General features: G+C 71.7%; 2 protein-coding genes. One reads left to right on the top strand and one right to left on the bottom strand.

All coding sequences use genetic code 11. From position 1 onward, the window contains the following. On the top strand, positions 1 to 1,528 hold a 1,528-nt coding region (gene mltA, locus AC1DYN_RS31850; protein WP_477966692.1), incomplete at its 5' end, for a murein transglycosylase A. A gap of 1 nt (position 1,529) precedes the next feature. Here the strand turns inward: mltA and AC1DYN_RS31855 are convergent. Then, positions 1,530 to 3,492, bottom strand: a 1,963-nt coding sequence (locus AC1DYN_RS31855; protein ID WP_477966694.1) for a response regulator, incomplete at its 5' end; no start/stop codon positions are given.

Consider the following 3,492-nt stretch of genomic DNA (forward strand, 5'->3'; position numbering starts at 1 on the left):
GGCCAATGCCGGGGCGGCCCCGGCGCTCGCCACCCCGAAGTCGGCGGTCGGCCGCGTCGCGGCGCCCAGCGAGGTGCGCACGCGCAACGCCGTCTTCAAGCAGGCGAGCTTCGACGACCTGCCCGGCTGGCAGCAGGACGACCTGCGTGCCGGCTGGAGCGCCTTCCGCAACTCGTGCGAGGTGCTGCAAAAGCGCGCCGAGTGGGGCGAGATCTGCGATGCGTCGCGCCGCGTGCCGGCCGGCGAGACGGCGGCGATGCGCGGCTTCTTCGAGAGCCGCTTCTCGCTGCTGCGCATCCTGAACACCGACGCCAGCCCGCAGGGCGACATCACCGGGTATTTCGAGCCGCTGCTCGACGGCCAGCGCACGCGCAGCGCCGGCTTCGACGTGCCGGTGCTGGGCGTGCCGCGCGACCTGTACACGATCGACTGGTCGCGCGTTCCGAAGGCGCAGCGCCGCGGCGTGGTCGCGGTGCGGCCGGACGCCGGCCAGCTGGTGCTGCTGCCGGCGGCCCAGGCCGGCAGTTATGCGCTGGACCTGCGCCGCTTCGAGCTGGACGACCGCGACCGCCGGCTGCGCGTGCGGCTGGTGGGCAGCGGGCCGGGGGCGCGGGCCGAGCCCTACTACACGCGCGCCGAGCTGGAGGCGCTGAACCTGCCGCAGGACATCGGCGCGCCGGTGATCGCCTGGGTCAACGACCCGCTGGCGCTGTACGCGATGCAGGTGCAGGGCTCGGGCCGCATCCGCCTGCCGGACGGCAGCATCCTGCGGGTGCAGTACGCCGAGCAGAACGGCCATCCGTTCAAGCCGCTGCGCGTGGCCACCAAGGGCACGAAGGTGGTGACGCGCGGCGCCGGGCCGGGGGCCGAGCAGCCGCAGGAGTTCGTGCTGGAGGACGAGGCCGCTGCAGCGGACGACGAGGCGCCTGTGCTGACGCGCGGCAAGGCGGTGCCGGCGGCCGGCGGGAGCAAGCCGCGCGCGGCCTCAGACAGCCTGGTCGACCAGTTGCTCGGCGGCGCCAAGGGCGCGCCGGCGCCGTCGGCCAGGCCACCGGCCCGCGTGGCGCAAAGCCGGCTGGTGACCGACCCGAGCTACGTGTTCTTCAAGACCGTCACCGACCGGCCGGCCACCGAAGGGCCGCAGGGAGCACTGGGCGTGCCGCTGACGGCGGGACGCTCGGTGGCGGTCGACCCGCGCGTGACCCCGCTCGGCTACCCGGTGTTCCTGAGCGCGCCGGCGCCGTCGGGCTCGGCGATCCAGATGCAGCGCCTGGTGTTCGCGCAGGACACCGGCGGCGCGATCCGCGGCGCGGTGCGGGCCGACTACTTCTGGGGCTTCGGGTCGGAGGCGGGGCAGAACGCGCGCAGCACCAGGCACCGCGGGCAGATGTGGGTGCTGTTGCCGATGGCGGAGGCGAAGCGTTTGTCGAGCAGCCGGATCGTCACGCGAGGTGGAGCGGTCGCAGGCGAAACGGAAAGCGGGCAATGCCTGGTGGCGGACGGGGAGTTCTGCTCGGAAGCCGATTGAGCTATGCCGTGGTTCGTTGATGCGCCTCGGGCATCCAGGCCAGCAGCGTGTCCACCAGTTCCTTCGGGTCGATCGGCTTGCTGACGTGCGCGTTCATGCCCGCGGCAAAGCACTCCTGGCGGTCTTCGTCCATCGCGCCCGCGGTCATCGCGACGATCGGCAGGTCGGCCCCCTGCGGCAGCTGGCGGATCGCGCGCGTGGCCTGCATGCCGTCCATCTCGGGCATCTGCATGTCCATCAACACCAGGTCGAACGGCGCCTTGCGCACCCACTCGACCGCCTCGAGCCCGTTGTTCGCGACCGTCACCTCGAGCTGGCCCAGCGCCAGGAAGGCCAGCGCCACCTGCTGGTTGACGATGTTGTCCTCGACCAGCAGCACGCGTGCGCCGTTCAGCGGCTTCAGCTGCTCGGCGTAGCCCGCGCTGCGCGTCGGGATGCCCGCCGGCTGCTGCTGCTCGCCGCGCTGCAGCCGCACCACCGCGTCGAACAGGCGTGACGGCGTGACCGGCTTGCTCAGCACGCCGGTGGCCGGCAACCCGCGCAGCGCTTCGCTGACGCGGTCGAGCGTGTGCGGCGTGGCCATCGCGACCACCGTCAGCGGCCCGGTGCCGCTGCCTGCCGCGATGCGGCGAGCCTCGTGCACGAAATCCAGGTCGGCCGAACGCCAGTCGAGCAGCAGCAGTTCGTAGGGGGCCTGCGCATCGGCGCGCTTGAGCTTGTGCAGCGCGTCGGCGGCGAACGACGAGGTGCCCACCTGGAAGCGCCAGCTCTGCAGCATCTGTTGCAGCACCACGCGCACCGTCGGCTGGTTGTCCAGCACCAGCGTGCGCATGCCGCGGATGCGGTGCAGGTCGATGCGCTCCACACCCTGGTTCGGCACGCCGAAGCGGGCGTTGAAGGTGAACAGGCTGCCTTCGTCGGGGGTGCTGTGCACCTCGATCGTGCCGCCCATCAGCTCGACCAGGCGCTTGCAGATCGCAAGGCCCAGCCCGGTGCCGCCATAGCGGCGCGCGATCGTGCGGTCGGCCTGGCCGAACACCTGGAACAACCGCTGCGACTGCTCGGCCGTCAGGCCGATGCCGGTGTCGCGCACGCCGAAGCGCACCTCGACCTCGCGCTCGTCGCGCGACACCAGTTCGGCGCTGACGACGATCTCGCCGCGCGGCGTGAACTTGATCGCGTTGCCGACCAGGTTGTTCAGCACCTGCGTCAGCCGCAGCGCGTCGCCCAGCAGGCGCTGCGGGATGGCCTCATCGATCTCGAACACCAGCTCCAGCCCGGCCTCCTCGATCTTGACGGCGAACAGGTTGCCGACGTTCTCGATCGTGTCTTCGGGGCTGAATTCTTCGGACTCCAGCACGATGCGGCCGGCCTCGACCTTGGAGTAGTCGAGGATGTCGTTGAGCAGCGCCAGCAGCGCCCGCGACGAGGTCTGCACCTTGCCCAGGTGGTCGCGCTGCTGGTCGTCGAGCCGGGTGTCGAGCACCAGGTTGGTCAGGCCGATGATGCCGTTCATCGGCGTGCGGATCTCGTGGCTCATGTTGGCCAGGAACATGCTCTTGGCCGCATCGGCCGCCTGCGCGCGGTCGCGCGCCTCGGCCAGCTCGCCGCTGCGCCGGCGCTCGTCGGCGTGCGATTGCGCCAGGCGCGCGTACAGCAGGCCGTTCTCGAGCAGCAGCTCGTACAGCACGACGCTGCTGGTCAGCAGCCCGTACAGGCGCCCGGCGTAGAAGCCCAGGTCGTAGCGGCCGGCGTTGAGCATCGCCGACAGCGCGATCTCGCACATCCACGCGCTCAAGGCCACCATCAGCCACAGGTCGAGCACCGAGCTGCGGCGCTGCCGCCACAGCATGCCCAGCGTGAACAGCGTGACGAGGGCCACGCCCGCCACGCCGCCGCGCAGCGCCGGCGTCGACGCCGAGCCCTGCATCATCGGCGGCAGCAGCGCTTCGCCGGCGGTGGCC

It is taken from the genome of Rhizobacter sp. P2_D12, assembly GCF_056404395.1.